The organism is Streptomyces sp. NPDC001970, assembly GCF_053594115.1.
Map to the genome: position 1 here is coordinate 103,613 of NZ_JBSFDW010000020.1, position 18,212 is coordinate 121,824.

Below are 18,212 nucleotides of genomic sequence, written 5' to 3' on the forward strand. Positions count from 1 at the left end.
CGACGACTGCTGGGAAACCCTAGCGGGCTCCCGTGTCGATCGCGTACCGGCTCAGATGCCGACCTTGATGCGCGAGAAGCGCTTCAGGGCGACACCGGCCTCGTCCAGGATCTGCTGGACGGACTTCTTGTTGTCGAGCGCGTAGGGCTGGCCAAGGAGCGTGGCCTCCTTGAAGAAGCCGTTGACGCGGCCCTCGACGATCTTCGGGAGGGCGGCCTCGGGCTTGCCCTCGGCGCGGGTGGTCTCCTCGGCGACACGACGCTCGGACTCGACGACCTCCGCCGGGACGTCCTCACGGGAGAGGTACTTCGGCGCAAAGGCGGCGATGTGCTGCGCGATGCCCTTGGCGACCTCCGCGTTCGGCTTGTCGAGCTCGACGAGCACACCGATCTGCGGGGGCAGGTCGGGCATGGTGCGGTGCATGTACGCCGTGACGTAGGCACCGGAGAACTGCGCGAAGCGGTCCAGGACGATCTTCTCGCCGAGGTTGGCGTTGGCCTCGTCGACGTACGCCTGGACGGTCTTGCCGGGCTCGATCTCGGAGGCGAGCAGCGCCTCGATGTCGGCGGGGTTCGTCTTGGCGACGTGGGCGGCGAGGGCGTTGGCCACGGACTGGAACTTCTCGCCCTTGGCGACGAAGTCCGTCTCGCACTTCAGCTCGACGATGACACCCGAGGTGTTGTCGTCGGCGATGAGGGAGACGACGGCGCCGTTCTCGGCGGAGCGGCCCTCGCGCTTGGCCACACCCTTCTGGCCCTTGATGCGCAGCGCCTCGACGGCCTTGTCGACGTTGCCCTCGGCCTCGTCGAGCGCCTTCTTGCAGTCCATCATGCCCGCGCCGGTGAGCTCGCGGAGCTTCTTAACGTCAGCGGCGGTGTAGTTCGCCATGTCTGTGAATCTCTCTGAAGTCGAAGAGTCGAACGATCTACGGGCCGACGGCGGGGGCTTCATGGGCCCCCGCCGTCAACTTCCGAAACCTGCGGTGTCAGGCCTGCTCGGCGTCCGCAGCCGGCGCCTCGGCAGCGGCCTCGGCCGGCGCCTCGGCAGCGGCCTCGGCCGGCTTCTCGGCCTCGGCGGCCGGGGTCTCGTCGGCCTTCTTCTCGCCCTCGAGCAGGTCGCGCTCCCACTCGGCCAGCGGCTCGCCCGCGGCCTTGTCGCCCGGCTTCGAGTCACCGGTGGCCACGCCGGAGCGGGCGATGAGCCCCTCGGCGACGGCATCGGCGATCACGCGGGTGAGCAGCGTGACGGAGCGGATCGCGTCGTCGTTGCCCGGGATCTTGTAGTCGACCTCGTCGGGGTCGCAGTTGGTGTCGAGGATCGCGACGACCGGGATGTGGAGCTTGCGCGCCTCACCGACGGCGATGTGCTCCTTCTTGGTGTCGACGATCCAGACGGCGCTCGGCACCTTCTGCATCTCGCGGATACCGCCGAGGGTCTTCTCCAGCTTGGCCTTCTCGCGGGAGAGGACCAGGAGCTCCTTCTTGGTGAGGCCGGAGGCGGCCACGTCCTCGAAGTCGATCGCCTCGAGCTCCTTCAGACGCTGAAGGCGCTTGTAGACGGTGGAGAAGTTGGTGAGCATGCCGCCGAGCCAGCGCTGGTTGACGTAGGGCATGCCGACGCGGGTCGCCTGCTCGGCGATGGCCTCCTGCGCCTGCTTCTTCGTGCCGACGAACATGATGGAGCCGCCGTGCGCGACGGTCTCCTTGACGAACTCGTAGGCGCGGTCGATGTACGACAGCGACTGGAGCAGGTCGATGATGTAGATGCCGTTGCGCTCGGTGAAGATGAAGCGCTTCATCTTCGGGTTCCAGCGACGGGTCTGGTGACCGAAGTGGACGCCGCTCTCCAGCAGCTCCCGCATCGTGACGACGGCCATGGCCGTATCTCCTTGAGTTTCTCGGTTATGTCCTGACGCCCCGACGCGCCGTGCCACAAGGGACCGAGGAGCGCGGCCACCGACCGAGGTTGGAGGTGGTGGCGGGGCGTGCGAAGTCGACCCGGTGACCCGGATCGCCAGAAGAAGTGTACGGGACCGGCGCGGTGCCGGGTGACGGCGCTGTCCACAACCGGCCGGTTGTCCACAGATCCCGAGCATGATCAGCGGCATCGGGCGGTGGTGCGCGACGGTCGGTGTCATGAATCGGGTACGTGTGGTGACGGTCGCGGTGGTGGCAGCTGTGCTCTGGGTGCTCGAGGGAGGCGTGGCCTCGGCCGGTGACGGCGCCTGGCCCGTGGGTCCGCCGCGGCCTGCCGTGGTACGGGGCTGGGAGCCGCCGGCCACTCCGTACGGGCGGGGGCACCGCGGCGTGGACCTGGCGGCGCCGCCGGGTACCGAGGTGCGGGCCGCCGCGGCGGGCCGGGTGTCGTTCGCGGGTGCGGTCGCGGGCCGCGGGGTCCTCTCGATCGGCCTGACGGGTACGGGCGACCCTCCCCTGCGGACGACGTACGAGCCGGTGCGCCCGCTGGTCCGCACGGGCGCCGAGGTGGCCGTGGGCCAGGTGGTGGCGGTCGTGACGGAGGGCCCGTCTCACTGTCCGCAGGGCTGTCTGCACTGGGGACTGCGCCGCGGGGACGCGTACCTCGATCCGTTGTCGCTGCTGCCGCTCTCGGAGCTGCACCGAGGACCGTCCCGGCTGCTTCCGGTCTTCGGGGTGGCCGTGCCGGGGGTGGGGTCGGGATCGGGATCGGGATCCGGATCGGGGTCGGGGTCGGGGTCGAGGTCGGTGGGCGCGGTTGAGGCGGTCGCGGCAACCGGCGCGGGCGCCGGCTCGGTCCCGGCGATGGCGCTGGCCGCGGCGGCGGTCTGGTTCCACCGGGCGCTCGGGCGGGAGTGCGGCGGCGGGCACAGCGGGCGCGGGGTGGGCGAGCGAAAGGAACGGGGATCGAGCGGCCCGGTGCGAAGGACGACCCGGTGGGGGCCCGCTTCCCTCCGCCCCGTCAGGGCCAGGCCCACAGGCGCAGGACCACCGACAGGGTCAGAGGCCTCCCGTTTGCCCCCGGCGGGCTCAGTCGCCGCGGACTCCCCGGAGCGCCATCGACACCGCGGCCTCGGCGATGTCGGAGGGGTCCTCCGCCGCGCCGAGTTCGATGCGGCGGACAGCGGCGTCGACGACGCCTTGGAGGAGCATCGCTGCGAGGCGGGGCTGCTGGTGGCCCAGCTCCCCGAGGGCCTCGACGATCATCGCGACGAGGCCGCCGTGTGCCGCACGGATCTTTTCGCGGGCGCCGGCGTCGAGCTCGCTCGCGGAGATTGCGACGACGGCCCGGTGGCGCCGGTCGCCGACGAGGTCGAGCTGTCGGCGGACATAGGCCTCGACCTTGCCCTCGGGCGTCCCCGCTCGCTCCATCGCGGCTTCGACCTCGCCGGCCCAGACCGGGAAGTCGACCGCGCACAGCTCTTCGACGACTGCGGCACGCGAACGGAAGTACTCGTACACGGAGGACCTGGCCAGGCCTGTGCGTTCGGCGAGGGCGGGGAAGGTCAGGGCCTCCGTACCGCCTTCGGACAGCAGGGAACGCGCGGCATCGAGCAGGGCGCCGCGCTGCATGGTCCGGTGCTCGGCCACGGAGGCCGCTCGAATCCTGGGCACGGGACCACTTTACGGGCGCTCTCCCGCGAGCGGGCGGGCGCTGGGGCGATTCCGTGCCCCTGGGCACGTGTCAGCGGCCGGCGTCCGCCAGTTTCGCCCTGAGCTGCAGCACCGACTTCGTGTGGATCTGGCTGACTCTGCTCTCCGTGACCCCGAGGACGTTGCCGATCTCGGCGAGGGTGAGGCCCTCGTAGTAGTAGAGCGTGACGACCGTCTTCTCACGGTCGGGGAGGGTGTTGATCGCGCGGGCGAGGAGCCGCCGCAGCTCCCGGTCCTCGGCGACCTCCACCGGGTCGTCCGCGGCGGTGTCCTCCAGGGTGTCCATCAGACTGAGCCGGTCGCCACCCTCGCCGCCGACATGCAGCAGTTCCTCCAGGGCCACCACGTTCGCCAGGGACAACTGGCTGAACACCGCATGCAGTTCCTCGAGCCCGATGCCCATCTCCGCGGCGACCTCGCTCTCGGAGGGGGTGCGCCGCAGCTGCGCCTCCAGCGTGGCGTAGGCGCGCTCGACCGCCCGCGCCTTCTGCCGCACGGAGCGGGGAATCCAGTCCAGCGCGCGGAGTTCGTCGATCATGGCGCCCCGGATGCGGGTGATCGCATACGTCTCGAACTTGATCGACCGCTCGATGTCGAACTTCTCGATCGCGTCGATGAGCCCGAACACCCCGGACGAGACGAAGTCCGCCTGCTCGACATTGGACGGCAGCCCCACGCTCACCCGGCCCGCCACGTACTTCACCAGCGGTGAGTAGTGCAGGATCAGCTGCTCCCGCAGCCGCCCGTCGCCCGTCGCCTTGTACGACCGCCACAACTCGTCGAGCGACGAGGGCGCGGGCGGCCGGACGTCGCCACGTGCAGCTGGGGGCACTGCCGCACGGTCAGACCCGGAGGTGTGCTGGGGCATGCGTTGCCTTGAGCCGTTCTGCTGTGGGGTGTGAAGGGACGGGTTTCTGGGCGGATGGCTGGGCGGTGAACCTCGTGAGCGTAGCGTGACTGGACTGTTGCGGTGCGCGAAGGCCGATGGATGGCGCCTGCGCGGGTACAGCCCGTCGGCCGCACCTTCGAACGAGGGCCGACGCCGCATGCGCCGGCCCTCCTGGTGCCGCCAGGGAGCCGCGAAAGTCACCGGCATCACCTTTTCACCCGAATGCTCCAGGTCAAGCACCGCCTCGCCGGATGTTCGAGGTGTGCAGCGCGGACCTGACCAACTGCCAGCCGTCGCCCTGCCGTTCGACGAACCCCAGCGCATGCAGTTCGTACAGCCTGCCGAGCGCCTCGTCCGTCGTGACCCCGGCGCGGCGGGCGATGTCGCGTCCGTCGAGGACACCGTGGGCCGGGAGCGCCTCCAGGATGTGCGCCTCGGCGGGACCGAGGAGGTCTCGGGGAAGCACCGGTCCGCGGCGCTCCGGGGCGAGGTCCCCGATGTCCCCCACCAGCTCCGCGACTTCGTCGGCGTCGCTGACGAGCACGGCCTCGCCCCGCAGGAGTTCATGCACTCCTGCCGAGAGGCCGCTGGTCACCGGCCCGGGAACACCCATCGTGAAGCGTCCGATGCGCTGCGCGGCGCGCGCGGTGACCAGCGAGCCGCTGCGGTATTCCGCCTCCACGACGACGGTGCCCCTGGTGAGGGCGGCGATGACGCGGTTGCGCAGGACGAACCGGCTGCGCGTCGGGTGGCTGCCGGGCGGCAACTCGCCGATCACCAGGCCTTGTTCCGCGATGCGGCCGATCAACCCGGCGTGGGAGCGGGGATAGACGACGTCGACCCCGCAGGCGAGCACCGCGACGGTCGCACCCCCGGCGGCCAGGGCGCCTCGGTGGGCGGCACCGTCGACGCCGTGAGCAGCACCGGAGACGACGACCCAACCGCGCTCGGCGAGCCCGGAGCCGAGCCTCGCGGCCATGTGAGCGCCGTACGGTGTGCAGGCACGGGCGCCCACCACGGCGACCGAGCGCAGCGCCCATATCCGCAGGTCGGGGCCACCCCGGACCCAGAGCCCGACGGGTCTCGCGTCCCCGAGGTCGTCCAACTGGCGCGGCCACTCCGCGTCGCCCGGGCACAGGAAGCGCCCGCCGGCCGCCGCCACCGCCTCGAGATCGCGCTCCGGGCGGGCTGCGGCCGCCCGCGTCCGGTAGCCCTCGATGCGCCGCTCCCCCGCCCCGGGCAGCGTCCCTTCGGGGAGCCGGGGTGCGGTGAGGCGCGCCATGAGCTCCACTGCGCCGTGCTCGCGCAGCCACCGGCCGCCGTGTTCGTCACCCGGCTCGACGACCCGGGTCAACGCGGCGCGGGCCAGCCGCTCCTCGTTGTTGACACCACAGGGGGTCATGCCCGGCCCCCGCTCTGCCCGCCGGGCCGGAACCCCCGGCGCGGGCTGCCGCCCGGCACCGCTACGGGACGCACCGCAGCGCGAGGCACAGCCGCACCACCAGGGCGCCCGAGCCGGGTCCCGGGCCCACCCCTGTCCCAGGTGCCGCGGCCCGTCACGGTGCCGCTCCGACCACCACCGGGGCGCCCCTGGCGATGCCGGTGCGCAGTTGCAGGGCGAGGGCGACGTCGTGGGCGGCGGGGCGGTCGCGGCCGGCGAGATCGGCGATCGTCCAGGCGACGCGGAGGACGCGGTCCATGCCCCGAGCAGTGAGCAGGCCGCGCTCCATGTCCCGCTCGGCGGCAGCGAGCGCGCCCGGTGCCGGCTGCCAGCGGGTGCGGAGCTCATGGCCCGGCACCTCGCTGTTGACGCTCCACGGGGTGCCGTCCAACCGGGCGGCGGCCCTCACCCTGGCTTCGCGGACCCGGTCGGCGACGGTCTGCGTGGTCTCCCCTCGTCCGCCCTGCCCGAGCAGATCGGAGCGGCTGACCGGCTCCACCTCGACGCGCAGGTCGACCCGGTCGAGCAGTGGCCCGGACAGCCGTGCCTGGTAACGCCGGATCACCGACGCGGGACATTCACACCCTGCGCCGTGCAGGGTGTGCCGCCCGCATGGGCACGGGTTCGCCGCCAGGACCATCAGAAACCTGGCGGGCAGTCGCACCACTCCCGCGCTCCGCGCCACGATCACATGCCCGGACTCCAGCGGCTGGCGCAGCGCGTCCAGCACCTTGGCGGAGAACTCCGGGGCCTCGTCGAGGAACAGCACGCCCCGATGGGCCAGGGACACCGCTCCGGGCCTCGGCAGCCCTTGCCCGCCACCCACGAGGGACTGCATCGTCGCCGAGTGGTGCGGGGCGCAGTACGGCGGTGTGCGCACCAGGGGCTCGCCGGGCGGCAGGATGCCCGCGACCGAGTGGACCCCGGTGACTTCGAGGGACTCCTGCCGGGTCAGCGGCGGCAGCACTCCGGGCAGCCGCTCCGCCAGCATCGTCTTGCCCGCGCCCGGCGGGCCCTGCAGCAGCAGATGGTGGGCTCCGGCCGCCGCGACCTCCAGGGCCGTGCGGGCGGCGTGCTGTCCTGCCACGTCCGCAAGGTCCGGCCAGTGGCTCTCGCCGTCACCGGCCGCCGTGCTCGGTGCGAGCCCTGTGCCCACCCCCGCTCCCGGCACCAGGAGCCCGGCGAGCATGGCGTCCGGCCGGCCGTCGACGTCCGGCTCCTCCTCGGGGACCGGCTCGTCGTTGAGCACGGCGATCAGCTGGCGCAGACTGCGCACACCGAGGACCGACACGCCCGGCACCAGCGCGGCCTCTCCCGCCGTCCGCTCGGGGACGACCACCTGCTGGTAGCCCGCCTCGGCCGCCGCGAGGACGGCGGGCAGCACTCCGCGCACCGGCCGGACCCTGCCGTCGAGTCCCAGCTCCCCGATGAGCACCAGATCGGCGATCGCCCTCGGGTCGATGCGCTCCGCGGCGCCGAGGACCGCACAGGCGACGGCGAGGTCGAATCCGCTGCCTCCCTTGGGCACGGAGGCGGGACTCAGCCCCACCGTGAGCTTCTTCTGCGGCCATTCGGCGCCGGAGTTGACCACGGCCGCCCTGACCCTGTCGCGGCTCTCGATCAGGCTCTTGTCGGGCAGTCCCACGAGGGCGAATGTCGCGACGCCCGGCTCCAGGTCGGCCTGGACCTCGACCACCACGCCTTCGACGCCGACCAGCGCCACCGAGCACGTACGCGCGAATCCCATCAGGCCACCCCCCGCGCATGCTCGACGCGGGGCGCGCCTCTCCGCGGCACGACCACCCCGACGAGATCGATCCGCACTCCGCCCGGCGGGGGTCCGCCGTGGCGGTCCACCCAGCACGCGGCCAGCCGTCGGAGCCGGTCCGCCTTGGCGGGCGTGATCGCTGCCATCGGATGCTCGAAGGCCCCGCTCCCCGGCGGAGCGCCCCTTCGGGTCTTCACCTCGCAGACGACGACGGCATCGCCGTCCCGGGCGACGATGTCGATCTCGCCGGTCCGTCCACACCGCCAGTTCCGTGCCAGCACGGCCATTCCGGCCTCGGTGAGCCGACGTGCCGCCAGCTCCTCGCCGTACCGCCCCAGTGCCCCCGTCGCGTTCATCTCGGCACCACCTCCGGCACCGACTCTGACGCGTCACTCCCCAGCTGGTGGATCTTGGTGGACAACCTGCCCGTTGTGGATAACTCAGCCACTCGGAAGTTCGAGGTCGCTCTTGTTCAGCTCCTCGATGTTCACGTCCTTGAACGTGAGTACGCGCACCTGCTTGACGAATCTGGCCGGCCTGTACATGTCCCAGACCCAGGCGTCCGCCATCGAGACCTCGAAGAAGACCTCACCTTGGACCGAGTGCACCTGCATCTCGTAGTCATTGGTGAGATAGAAGCGACGCTCGGTCTCGATCACGTATTTGAACAGACCGACGACGTCTCGATACTCCCGGTAGAGCTTCAGCTCCATCTCGGTCTCGTACTTCTCGAGGTCCTCGGCGCTCATGGCATGTTCCCCTTCAGCCGTGCGTCCCCCCATTGTGCGCCAGCCGCCCGCACCCCTAGGCAATTTCCGGGGCCAGGACCACCGGCGTACTCGGAGGACCCTCGTCGAGCAGCGTGCGCAGCAGCTCGGCGAGTCTGGTCGGGTACACCGTCTCACGCGCCGCCGACAGTTCCGCGGAGGTCCACCACCTCAGGCCGGCGACACTGCGCTGCTCAAGCCCGGTGAGTCCGCCGAGGCTGGTCGCGGTCTGCCCGGTTCGGGCCAGGTAGTACCACTCGTCCTGGTCCCAGCGCCGCCCGTCGAAGGGGAACGAGCACTGGCGCTGCCAGACCACCGGCCCGAGCTCGACGTCTGTGATTCCGGTCTCCTCGGAGAGCTCGCGCAGCGCGGCCTCCTCCCGGGTCTCGTCGCCCTCGATCCCGCCGCCCGGTGTGAACCACCAGGTGTCGTCGGGATCGTCCGGTTCGTACCCGTGCATCAGCAGAATGCGGTCCTCCGGATCGAGGAGGATCACCCGCGCGACCTTCCGCAGCTCCTTCGCCGGCAAGGGCTCAACGTCCTGACCAGCCCCGCCGGCCCCGCTGACCCCAGTGACCCCAGTGACCCCAGTGACCCCACCGCTGACGTCGCCGGCCTCAACCGCTTGACCGGCCCCCGCCGCCTCGACGGCCTCAACCGGCTCCGTGACCGGATCCGCGACCGAATCCGACCCTGGCCCCTCACGCATCCGCCGTCACCCTGTCCCGCGCCCCGCGCCCCCCGCGTCGCCCGAGGACCGCTGCGACCGGCCCGTATGCCGCGCCCCCCAGGATGAGCGCGACCCCGAGCGCCACGGCACCGACGACGAGCTTCACCGGCCCCGGCTGCGACACTCCGCCCGGCAGCGCGGCGAAGCCCGCCGGCCGCTCCACCAGACCGCCCAGCGGCCATGCCACGGCGTCCAGCCGGGCGCTCACGGCCGACCTCGGCACCGACCCCTGTCCCGGGTCCTGCAGATGGACCCGGGAGTCCAGGGAGCCCATGCGCTCGTCGCCGAGGAGGAAGAGCTGCCCCTCGGGCACGGTGGCGTTGAACGCGGTCGGCGACGCCGGGCCCTTGGTGCGCAGATACGGTTCTTCGACCGCCTTGCCGTTGATGGTCATACGGCCGTCCGCATCGCAGCACGCGATCTTGTCACCGCCGACCGCGACGACCCGCTTCACCATCGGCATGTCGCCCCACACCTTGTCGGTGAAGACCACGACATCGCCGCGCCGCACCTCGGAGCCGTCGATCCGCTGCGCCAGCACCCGGTCACCCGCCTCGACGGTCGGCGACATGGAGTCGGTCGGCACCGTGTACGGCTGGTAGACGACGGCTCCCCAGACGAAGCCTCCGAGGAAGAGCACACAGCCGACGGCCACAGCCAGCCCCGACAGCGCGCTGCCGAGACGGCTGCGGCCGCCTTGTGTACGTCCAGTTCCGCTCATCCCAGCGCTCCCCATCCTCGGAGATCGACGATCGCTGATCCGAGCCGCACCCTACCCGCCGGTCCGCCCGCGGGTCAGCCCTCAACTGTTACCGAGTGCCCTGACCTGCGACGAGCTTCCTCCGACGCAGGACGACGACCGGCACCGCACCCGCGAGCCCCAGCGCCCCCGGTGCGACAGCCGCAGCCACGGCGCTCGAGACCGGGGTCGAGGCCCCGGCCGCAGCCGCGGCGCCCAGGCCGGGCTGGTCGAAGGTGCTGGGCACGGGCAGCGTCGACCAGCGGCCGAGCGGCCAGGCCACCACGACCGCCCGGCCGACGACGTCGTCGACCGAGACCGTGCCGTTGCCCGGGAGCTCCTGGTGGTAGCGGGAGTCCAGCGAGTTCTGCCGGTTGTCGCCCATGACCCAGATCCGGCCTTCGGGCACCTTGATCGGCCCGAACGGCTCGTCGTCGCAGGGAGTGCTGCCGGGGTGGATGTACGACGACTCGTCGAGCGCCTTGCCGTTGACGGTGACCTTTCCGCCCTGCTTGCACTCGACCGTGTCACCACCGACCGCGATGACCCGCTTGATCAGGTCCTTCTCCTCTGCGGACGGCATGAGTCCGATGAAGCTGAGGAACTTCTGCACCACGTTCGGCTCGGGGGTCTGCGTGTTCTCCAGCCAGCCGCCCGGGTCGTGGAAGACGACGACCTCGCCGCGCTCGGGCTCCGCGCCGAACCATGGCGTCAGCTTGTCGACCAGCACGCGGTCGCCCCGCTGCAGGGTGTTCATCATCGAGTCCGAGGGGATCGAGAAGGCCTGCACCAGGAAGGTCTTGATCAGGAGCGCCAGGAGCAGGGCGATACCGATCAGCAGCGGCAGTTCCTTCCAGAACGACCGGTGATTCCTCGCCGCGCCGCCGTCGGCCGACGATTCGTCGTCCGCGAAGTCGTCGTCGCCGGAACCGCCGTCGGAGGCACCGCCGCCCGACGTGCGGTCGTGGTCCGCGGGGCCATGGTCTCCGGGGCCGTCAGCCTTCCGGAAGGCGTCGCCGAATCCGCCGAATCCGCCACGGTTTCCCGAGTCTTCGGAGCCGCCAGGACCGGGGGAACGCTCCGTGAGCCGCTCGGGCCGCTCCTCCGGCTCGTCGCGTCCGGATCGTGCGCCGACCGCCAAATCCCCCACATCCACTCCTCACTCCGTGCGACCACCCGCGCCGAAAGCGGCGCAGGCCCATTACTCCCATAACGAGCGGGAGTTCCGCAGGGCTCGGGAGCAGGATCATTCCATTGGGATCCCGGGAGGACACACTATGCGACGGCCCCAGTGCCGTGGTCGTCCCGGCACGCGCATCGGGGACCGAGGCGTACGTCTCCCGCTGTTCCAGCTTGCTCCAGTGGTCGAAGGGCCACGCGATGAAGACCGCCTGGCCGACGACCTCCTCCTCGGACACCGTGCCACTGAACGGCTCCTGGAGGTGCACGCGTGAGTCGGCAGAGTTGGAGCGGTGGTCCCCCATCACGAAGAGCCGCCCGGCCGGCACCTTCACCTCGAACCTGAGTTTGGAAGGCTCGTTGCCGGGATGCAGGTACGGCTCGTTCAGCGGTTCGCCGTTGACGGTGACCCTGCCGTCCGCGTCGCAGCACTTGACCGTGTCCCCGCCGACCCCGATCACCCGCTTGATCAGGTCCTGCTCGTCGTCGGACGGCAGCAGTCCGATGAAGGTCAGCGCCTGCTTGACCTGCTTGACGACGACCGGATCGTCCTTCTTGGGAGCCTGCTCCTGCCGGAGCCAACCGCCCGGGTCCTTGAAGACGACGACGTCGCCGCGCACGGGCTTCGAGCCGAACCAGGGTGTCAGCTTGTCGACCAGCACCCGGTCGTTGATCTTGATCGTCTGTTCCATCGATCCGGACGGGATCACGAACGCCTGCACGAGAAAGGTCTTGAGCACCAGCGCGATCAGCAGCGCCACGGTGATCAGGAGGGGTATCTCCTTGACCGCGGAGCGCTGCCGCCGCCGCTTCACCTTGCGCGCCAGCTTCCGCCGCTCGGCGCGCCCCGGAAGAGGCCGCCCGCCGTCGGTGGGGCGCGTCCCGGTGGGCAGTCGTGTGTCGGACCGGTGGCTCGCGCGCCGTCCGCGGTTACCCATGGGGGCCACCGGGTTCGGGTACGCGGTCGAAGGCGGCGGTCCGCTCCAGCGCGGACCAGCGGCCGACCGGCCAGCCGATCCAGTCCGCCCGGCCGATCACCTTGTCGAGGGGCACCATTCCGCCGCCGGGCTCGCCGAGGTGGTCCCGGGAGTCGCGGGACGCACTGCGGTGGTCGCCCATGACGAACAGGGTGCCTTCCGGTACGACGATGTCGAAGGGCACCCGGGACGGGGCGTCGCCGAAGTGGACGTAACGCTCTTCGACCTGTACGCCGTTCACCTCGAGCCTTCCCTCCTTGTCGCAGCACACGACCCGGTCGCCGCTGACGCCGACCACGCGCTTCACGAAGTCGGTCTCGTCGGGCTCCGCCAGGCCCAGCGCCGCGGCCGCGCCCTGGACCAGCCCGGCGACCGCGTTCTCCTCAGGGGCTTCCCGGACGAATGATCCGGTGCCGTCGAAGACGATCACGTCCCCGCGCAGGGGCTCGGAACCGAAACGGTACGCCAGCTTGTTCACCAGGACCCGGTCGCCGACCTCCAGGGCGGGCTCCATCGAGGTGCTGGGAATCAGGAAGGGCTGCAGCACGAAGTGGCTCAGCAGCAGCAGGAAGACGCCGCAGCCGGCGCCGAGCAGACCTGCCCGCCGCAGCGAGAGGCCCGCCGGCGCGAGGCCGGGAATGCGCGCGGAGCGCGACCCCTCCTCCGCCCCGGACCCTTCGGTCCCTGATGCGGAGGAGTGGCCACGCTCCGTGTGCTGTGCTTCGGTGTCCATCGGGGCCAGATGCTATCCGGCCGCCATAAGAACCGTATGAGGCCGAAGCCCCGCGCGAATGTGAGCCGGAGCTCAGTTCTCGCGCTTCTCCTTGATCTTCGCAGCCTTGCCGCGGAGGTCGCGCAGGTAGTACAGCTTGGCGCGACGGACGTCACCGCGGGTGACGAGCTCGATCTTCTCGAAGATCGGGCTGTGCACCGGGAAGGTGCGCTCGACGCCGACGGAGAAGGAGACCTTGCGGACCGTGAAGGTCTCGCTGACACCGGAGCCCTGGCGACGGATGACGACGCCCTTGAACTGCTGGATACGGGAGCGGTTGCCCTCGATGACGCGAACGTGGACGTTCACGGTGTCACCGGGACGGAACGCGGGGACGTCGGTCCGCAGCGAGGCGGCGTTGACGGAGTCGAGCAGGTTCGACATGTTCGGCTGCTTTCTTCGCCGATGCCACAGGTCATCAGCGGTAGAGGGATCGAAATTCAGGGGCCGCGTCGTCGGAGCGGGCGTCGTGTCCCCCTGTGGCAGGGGCGCACGCCGGACGCACGGCAGCGGCCTATTCTTCCACGGCCTGCGGCCTGCGCCAAAATCGGCCGTCGGGCGAAGGCGCCCAGCCCAGGATGGAGAGGATCTCGCGGTCCTTCTTGTCGAACTGCGACGGGTCGCAGCGCTCGATGAGATCGGGCCGGTTCTCGGCCGTGCGCCGGAACGCCTCGTCCCGCCGCCAGCGTGCGATCTTCCCGTGGTGCCCGCTGAGCAGGACGTCCGGGATACCCCGGCCACGCCACTGAGGCGGCTTGGTGTAGACGGGCCCCTCGAGGAGGTTTTCCATGGCGCCGGGCGCAAAGGAGTCGTCGCGGTGCGACTCGGCGTTCCCGAGGACGCCCGGCAGCAGCCGGGCGACCGCCTCCGTGATGACGAGTACGGCCGCCTCGCCGCCGGCCAGGACGTAGTCCCCGATGGAGACCTCGTGGACCGGTATCCGGGTGGCGTACTCGTCCATGACGCGCCGGTCGATGCCCTCGTACCGGGCCGGGGTGAAAATCAGCCACGGCCGCTCGGACAGCTCGACGGCGAGCTCCTGGGTGAAGGGCCGCCCGCTGGGCGTGGGGACGACCATCACCGGGCCGTGCGCCCCGGCCTCGTAGCCGTCGGCGAGCGTCTGGTCGAGCGCGTCGCCCCAGGCCTCGGTCTTCATGACCATGCCGGGGCCGCCGCCGTACGGGGTGTCGTCGACGGTGCTGTGCCGGTCGTACGTCCAGTTCCGCAGGTCGTGCACGTGGACGTCGAGCCGGCCGCGGGCGCGCGCCTTGCCGACGAGGGAGACGTTCAGCGGCTCCAGGTACTCGGGGAAGATCGTGACGACGTCGAGCCGCATCAGGCGCCGTCCTCGTCGCGGGAGGAGGCGATCTCGGCGCGGTCGTCGATGAGCCCGGGCGGGGGATCGATGACGGCCTTCTGCTCCTTCAGGTCGATCTCGGTGACGATCTCCTCCACGAAGGGGATCATCACCTCGCTGCCGTCGGGCCGCTCCACGATGAACAGGTCCTGCGAGGGCAGATGCGAGATCTCGGTGATCCGGCCGATCTCCGTGCCGTCGGCGAGGACCACGTCCAGATCCATCAGCTGGTGGTCGTAGTACTCGTCGGGCTCCTCCGGCAGTTCGTCCGGGTCGACCTCGGCGATGAGCAGGATGTTGCGCAGGGCCTCGGCGCCGTTGCGGTCCCTTACGCCCTCGAAGCGGAGCAGCAGCTTTCCGCTGTGCACCCGTCCGGTCTCGATGGTCAGCGGTCCGGCGGAGGCCGGGTCGGTGGCCAGTACGGCTCCGGGGGGGAGCCGCAGTTCCGGCTCGTCGGTACGCACCTCGACGGTGACCTCGCCCTTGATGCCATGGGCGCGGCCGATCCGCGCGACTACCAACTGCACGCTTGCTCCTGTCATACGACGACGGGCCGGGGCGGGCCGTAAGCCCTCCCCGGCCCGTGCCGGTGTTCCGATCGAATCAGTGGACCTGGTCCACGTCGACGAGGTCGACACGGATGCCACGGCCACCGATGGCGCCCACGACGGTGCGCAGGGCGCGTGCGGTGCGGCCGTTGCGGCCGATCACCTTACCGAGGTCGTCGGGGTGCACCCGGACCTCCAGCACACGCCCGCGACGCAGAGTGCGCGAGGCGACCTGCACATCGTCCGGGTTGTCGACGATGCCCTTCACGAGGTGCTCGAGAGCCTCCTCGAGCATGCTCAGGCCTCGGTCGACTCGGCGGGAGCGGCCTCGGCCTCGTCCGCCTTCTTCTCGGTCTTCTTGGCCTTCTGGGTGATGGCCTCACCCTTGCCCTCGTCGCCCTCGAGCGCCTTGGCGAACTCGTCGAAGGAACGACGCCTGTCTTCCTTCGTCGCCGGGGCCAGCAGCGGCTTCTCCGGGGCCGGCAGGCCCTTGTGCTTCTGCCAGTCGCCGGTGAGCTTCAGGATGGCGAGAACCGGCTCGGTCGGCAGGGCGCCGACGGACAGCCAGTACTGCGCACGCTCCGAGTCGACCTCGATGCGCGACGGGTTGTAGGTCGGCTGGTACAGACCGATCTCCTCGATGGCCCGGCCGTCACGGCGGGTACGGGAGTCGGCGACGACGATGCGGTAGTGAGGCGAACGGATCTTGCCCAGACGCTTCAGCTTGATCTTGACTGCCACGGGAGTGGGATCTCCTGGTTTTGACGTGGTTGGGCACAACGAGATGCCGCGTGGGGTTGCGGACCCGATGGCCCGATGGACGCGTCAGCCGGAGGAGAGAGGGGTCCTGTGCGACTGTCGAGTACAGCTAGCCATTGTGCCACACGGCTCCGCCCCCTCAGACCCGGTCCGGTCGGCCCCCCGGCCGGGGGCGGCCCCCTCCCGCGGCTCGGGGAGCGGTCGGCTCAGCTGGCAGCGGCCACCGGCTCCGGGATTCGGAACGGCTTCCCGCAGCCGCCGCAGACGATCGGCGCCTGGGCGAGGACCGACGGCACCACTCTGACGTTGCGGCCGCAGTCGCAGACCGCCTTCACCCGCACGCCGCCGCCGGACGAGCCGTGCCGGGCGGCCGGGCCCCGGAAGGTCCGCTTGGTGTCGGAGGCCGTCGCGACCGAGTGCGCGGCGAGGGCGCGCTGAAGCCGCTCGATCGTCGGGCGATACCGCCGCTTCGCCTCGGGGTTGAGCGTGACCAGCGAGAAACCGCTGCTCGGGTGCGGCTCCTCGGGGTGGTCCAGGCCCATCTCCTCGGCGATCGCCAGGAACCGGCGGTTGTGGTAGCGGCCGGCGCGGGAGGTGTCACGGACCCCTCGGGCGGCGGCGATGCCGTGGACTGCCTCATGGAGCAGTCGCTCGAAGGAGAGCTCGTGACCGCAGGCGGACGAGGACTCTCCGATCAGGGACTCTGGCGCGGCAAGATCCGGCAGCTCGGGGTGGTGCCGCTGAATATCGGCCCACGCCTGTGCCAGCTCTGCGGCGAGAACAGGTGGTGTCGTGCTCACGTCGTGATAACGACGCCGACGGCTCGCGGGTTCCATTCCGGGGCATCCCAAATAATTTGCACTTACCCGTCAGTTGCCATTGATGCGTGGCGACGAGGGCGGGTGCGCTGATCTGCGGAGAAGTGTCACAGCTCACATCAAGGTGGTACGTAGTGAGGCGTACGCCTCGGCGCGTAGCCGGACTCCGCACGCCGGGACACGAGTGGCCGCCCGAGGCGCGGGTGAGGGGCCGGGCTCACGGGCGCGAAGGCGCCGGCCGGGCGTCGGACGTCAGGTCGGACGCCCGGTCGGACGTCAGTAGGCGCGCGCGACGATCGCGACGGTACCCGGGGCGTCATCGGCATCCGGCACCGATCCGTCCTCGGCGACCAGACACCGTACGGACACGGCCTGATCGGCGAGCACGGCCTCGCCCTCGGTGCCGAGCGTCGCCCACGGGATCCGCGCCCAGCCGCCCGCGGCCGCGGCCTCGGCGGCCTCCTCGATCGTGGTCACATCGGCAGTACGGGACTCGCGGCGTTCACGCGATTGGCTCAGCAGCAGCGCCTGGTCGTCCTCCAAGACCTTGGGCAGCAGCCCGGTGAGCGCGTCGATGGCGACGGGCTCCTTGCCCCCGGGGATGCGGCGGGCCAGCATCGCCGTACCGCTCTCCAGGTCGCGCGGGCCGACCTCGATCCGTACGGGCACACCCTTAAGCTCCCAGTCCACGGCCCGGCGGCCGAAGGGGGTGTCGGTGCGATCGTCGACCTGGACCCGAATACCGGCGGCCTTCAGCCGGTCGCCGATCTCGCGCACCTTCGCCAGCACGGCCTCGTCTCCCTTGATGGCGAGGACGACGGCCTGGACCGGCGCCAGCCGGGGTGGAACACGCAGCCCGTTGTCGTCGCCGTGCGACATGATCAGACCGCCCACCATCCGCGTGGAGGAGCCCCAGGAGGTCTGCCAGGCCAGCTCCTGCTTGCCGTCCTTCGACAGATACGTGGTGTTGAAGGCCTTGGAGAAGTTGGTGCCGAGCTCATGGCTCGTGCCCATCTGCAGGGCCTTGCCGTCGCCCATCATGCCTTCGAGCGTGAGGGTGTTGATGGCGCCGGCGAAGCGCTCCCTGGGCGTCTTGCGGCCCAGCACCACGTCGATGCCGAGGATGTTCACCATGAAGTCGGCGTAGACGTCGCGGTGGATGTGGGCGGCGTAGTCCCGTGCCTCTTCGTACGTGGCGTGCGCGGTGTGGCCCTCCTGCCAGAGGAACTCGGTCGTGCGCAGGAAGACCCTGGGGCGCAACTCCCAGCGGACCACGTTCGCCCACTGGTTGATGAGCAGCGGCAGGTCGCGGTAGCTCTGGATCCACTTGGAGAAGTATTCGTTGATGATCGTCTCGGAGGTGGGGCGGACGACGACCGGCTCCTCCAGCTCCTTGCCCCCGCCGTGCGTGACGACCGCGAGCTCGGGGGCGAAGCCCTCGACGTGCTCCGCCTCCTTGGTCAGGTACGACTGCGGGATGAAGAGGGGGAAGTACGCGTTGGACGCTCCCGCTTGCTTGATGCGGGCGTCCATCTCCTGCTGCATCCGCTCCCAGAGCCCGTACCCGTACGGACGGATCACCATCGTGCCGCGCACCGGGCCGTTGTCGGCGAGCTCGGCCTTGTTGATCAGATCCTGGTACCAGCGGGGGAAGTCCTCGGCCCTGGGCGTGAGAACGGGTGCCTTTGCCATGGCGGGAATCGTACGGCGGCTGCACCCTGGATGGGGAATCGTTCCGGGCGCGGGGGCGCACGACCGGGGCACGTCAGGCTTTGCGGCGCGACCCCTGGACGTACGGACGGATGCGGAGTTCTCTGGCATACGGGGGGAGCAAGAGCG

19 protein-coding genes and 2 pseudogenes are annotated in these 18,212 nt (G+C 70.7%); 1 reads left to right on the forward strand and 20 read right to left on the reverse strand.

Translation table 11 applies throughout. The features are described from left to right. Window positions 1–51: 51 nt before the first annotated feature. Window positions 52–888, reverse strand: a complete 837-nt coding sequence (tsf, locus tag ACWCP0_RS23790; RefSeq protein ID WP_451080819.1) for a translation elongation factor Ts — start codon at window positions 886–888, stop codon at window positions 52–54. A gap of 97 nt (window positions 889–985) precedes the next feature. Then, window positions 986–1,876: a 30S ribosomal protein S2 gene (gene rpsB / locus ACWCP0_RS23795; protein ID WP_451080820.1), complete on the reverse strand. Its 891-nt coding sequence runs from the start codon at window positions 1,874–1,876 to the stop codon at window positions 986–988. A 259-nt stretch (window positions 1,877–2,135) separates the two neighbouring features. Here rpsB and ACWCP0_RS23800 point away from each other — a divergent pair. After that, window positions 2,136–2,528: pseudogene (locus ACWCP0_RS23800) on the forward strand (peptidoglycan DD-metalloendopeptidase family protein); the annotation flags it as partial. A 477-nt stretch (window positions 2,529–3,005) separates the two neighbouring features. Here ACWCP0_RS23800 and ACWCP0_RS23805 read toward each other — a convergent pair. The 18 genes and pseudogenes from ACWCP0_RS23805 to proS form a co-directional block, all read right to left on the reverse strand. Next, window positions 3,006–3,566: a TetR/AcrR family transcriptional regulator gene (locus tag ACWCP0_RS23805; protein WP_451080858.1), complete on the reverse strand. Its 561-nt coding sequence runs from the start codon at window positions 3,564–3,566 to the stop codon at window positions 3,006–3,008. A 94-nt stretch (window positions 3,567–3,660) separates the two neighbouring features. After that, window positions 3,661–4,497, reverse strand: coding sequence for an RNA polymerase sigma factor WhiG (gene whiG, locus ACWCP0_RS23810; RefSeq protein WP_451080821.1), 837 nt, complete (start codon window positions 4,495–4,497; stop codon window positions 3,661–3,663). Between the two features lie 253 nt (window positions 4,498–4,750). Next, window positions 4,751–5,920 (reverse strand): DNA-processing protein DprA, encoded by a 1,170-nt coding sequence (gene dprA, locus ACWCP0_RS23815; RefSeq protein WP_451080822.1) that lies wholly within the window; start codon window positions 5,918–5,920, stop codon window positions 4,751–4,753. 154 nt (window positions 5,921–6,074) lie between these two features. Beyond that, on the reverse strand, window positions 6,075–7,706 hold the full coding sequence (locus ACWCP0_RS23820) for a YifB family Mg chelatase-like AAA ATPase (protein WP_451080823.1): 1,632 nt from the start codon (window positions 7,704–7,706) through the stop codon (window positions 6,075–6,077). Next, entirely contained in the window at window positions 7,706–8,083 is a 378-nt protein-coding gene (locus ACWCP0_RS23825) for a YraN family protein (RefSeq protein ID WP_451080824.1), read from the reverse strand. The genes ACWCP0_RS23820 and ACWCP0_RS23825 overlap by 1 nt, the downstream gene beginning before the upstream one ends. Window positions 8,084–8,167: 84 nt before the next feature. Beyond that, window positions 8,168–8,476 carry a DUF2469 domain-containing protein gene (locus tag ACWCP0_RS23830; RefSeq protein WP_003993268.1) on the reverse strand — a complete coding sequence of 103 codons (309 nt, stop codon included), beginning with the start codon at window positions 8,474–8,476 and terminating at the stop codon, window positions 8,168–8,170. Window positions 8,477–8,531: 55 nt separating this feature from the next. After that, window positions 8,532–9,023 carry an NUDIX hydrolase gene (locus ACWCP0_RS23835; protein WP_451080825.1) on the reverse strand — a complete coding sequence of 164 codons (492 nt, stop codon included), beginning with the start codon at window positions 9,021–9,023 and terminating at the stop codon, window positions 8,532–8,534. A gap of 172 nt (window positions 9,024–9,195) precedes the next feature. After that, window positions 9,196–9,945, reverse strand: coding sequence for a signal peptidase I (gene lepB / locus ACWCP0_RS23840; RefSeq protein ID WP_451080826.1), 750 nt, complete (start codon window positions 9,943–9,945; stop codon window positions 9,196–9,198). Between the two features lie 88 nt (window positions 9,946–10,033). Beyond that, on the reverse strand, window positions 10,034–11,104 hold the full coding sequence (gene lepB, locus ACWCP0_RS23845) for a signal peptidase I (RefSeq protein ID WP_451080859.1): 1,071 nt from the start codon (window positions 11,102–11,104) through the stop codon (window positions 10,034–10,036). Then, window positions 11,052–12,080: pseudogene (lepB, locus tag ACWCP0_RS23850) on the reverse strand (signal peptidase I); the annotation flags it as partial. The gene lepB (ACWCP0_RS23845) and the pseudogene lepB (ACWCP0_RS23850), both read right to left, overlap by 53 nt. Further along, the gene (lepB, locus tag ACWCP0_RS23855) at window positions 12,073–12,852 is read right to left on the reverse strand and encodes a signal peptidase I (RefSeq protein WP_451080827.1); all 780 of its coding nucleotides are present in this window, start codon (window positions 12,850–12,852) and stop codon (window positions 12,073–12,075) included. The pseudogene lepB (ACWCP0_RS23850) and the gene lepB (ACWCP0_RS23855), both read right to left, overlap by 8 nt. A 72-nt stretch (window positions 12,853–12,924) precedes the next feature. Further along, window positions 12,925–13,275, reverse strand: coding sequence for a 50S ribosomal protein L19 (gene rplS / locus ACWCP0_RS23860; RefSeq protein WP_351223532.1), 351 nt, complete (start codon window positions 13,273–13,275; stop codon window positions 12,925–12,927). A 130-nt stretch (window positions 13,276–13,405) separates the two neighbouring features. After that, window positions 13,406–14,227: a tRNA (guanosine(37)-N1)-methyltransferase TrmD gene (gene trmD, locus ACWCP0_RS23865; protein ID WP_451080828.1), complete on the reverse strand. Its 822-nt coding sequence runs from the start codon at window positions 14,225–14,227 to the stop codon at window positions 13,406–13,408. Next, a complete protein-coding gene (gene rimM / locus ACWCP0_RS23870) occupies window positions 14,227–14,775 on the reverse strand; it encodes a ribosome maturation factor RimM (RefSeq protein WP_451080829.1) in 549 nt (182 codons plus the stop codon). The genes trmD and rimM overlap by 1 nt, the downstream gene beginning before the upstream one ends. 76 nt (window positions 14,776–14,851) lie before the next feature. Further along, window positions 14,852–15,091 carry an RNA-binding protein gene (locus ACWCP0_RS23875; protein WP_033266910.1) on the reverse strand — a complete coding sequence of 80 codons (240 nt, stop codon included), beginning with the start codon at window positions 15,089–15,091 and terminating at the stop codon, window positions 14,852–14,854. A 2-nt stretch (window positions 15,092–15,093) separates the two neighbouring features. Then, window positions 15,094–15,537 (reverse strand): 30S ribosomal protein S16, encoded by a 444-nt coding sequence (gene rpsP, locus ACWCP0_RS23880; RefSeq protein ID WP_451080830.1) that lies wholly within the window; start codon window positions 15,535–15,537, stop codon window positions 15,094–15,096. A 224-nt stretch (window positions 15,538–15,761) separates the two neighbouring features. Then, window positions 15,762–16,391 (reverse strand): hypothetical protein, encoded by a 630-nt coding sequence (locus ACWCP0_RS23885; protein WP_451080831.1) that lies wholly within the window; start codon window positions 16,389–16,391, stop codon window positions 15,762–15,764. A 258-nt stretch (window positions 16,392–16,649) separates the two neighbouring features. Then, window positions 16,650–18,065, reverse strand: coding sequence for a proline--tRNA ligase (gene proS / locus ACWCP0_RS23890; protein WP_451080832.1), 1,416 nt, complete (start codon window positions 18,063–18,065; stop codon window positions 16,650–16,652). Window positions 18,066–18,212 lie beyond the last annotated feature (147 nt).